The following is a 475-nucleotide window of genomic DNA, read 5'->3' as shown; positions in this document are numbered from 1 at the left end:
AGACAAACGAGATAGTCAATGTTTAGCCCAAATTACTGGAACTAACAGAAGGGAATTTATCAGAACAATGATATTGAATTGGGAGAGATATTAGCTGATGGAGGTTATAGCAGTGGCGAAGCTTTAGCATATTTGGATGCTAAAGGCATCAACGCATGGATACCCAACTTTGGGCAGTACAAACCTCAACGAACAGGCTTTACCTACCATAAAGAGGCAAACTATTACCAATGTACGCAAGAGGGTGGCAAACAAGCAATACTAACCTACAAAGGTGAAAAGACAGACAGCAAAGGCTATACCAAACGTACTTATCGAAGTAGTGAATCAGATTGCAAGGATTGTCCACTTAGAGAACAATGTTGTGGTAAAGCTACAAAATTTAACCGGGCTGGCGAACCAGAAGGTGGATAATAGTATTCACAAAGAGCATTACGACCGAATGCATGAAAAGCTTACCCAAAACAAGTCTTAT

1 protein-coding gene is annotated in these 475 nt (G+C 40.2%); it reads left to right on the top strand.

From position 1 onward, the window contains the following. Positions 1-78: 78 nt before the first annotated feature. The gene (locus tag BWI92_RS26940; protein ID WP_217903521.1) at positions 79-414 is read left to right on the top strand and encodes a hypothetical protein; all 336 of its coding nucleotides are present in this window, start codon (positions 79-81) and stop codon (positions 412-414) included. Positions 415-475: the final 61 nt, after the last annotated feature.

This window comes from Flectobacillus sp. BAB-3569 (assembly GCF_002270355.1).
GTDB lineage: Bacteria > Bacteroidota > Bacteroidia > Cytophagales > Spirosomataceae > Flectobacillus > Flectobacillus roseus.
This window is presented reverse-complemented; position numbering and strand designations above follow the sequence as displayed.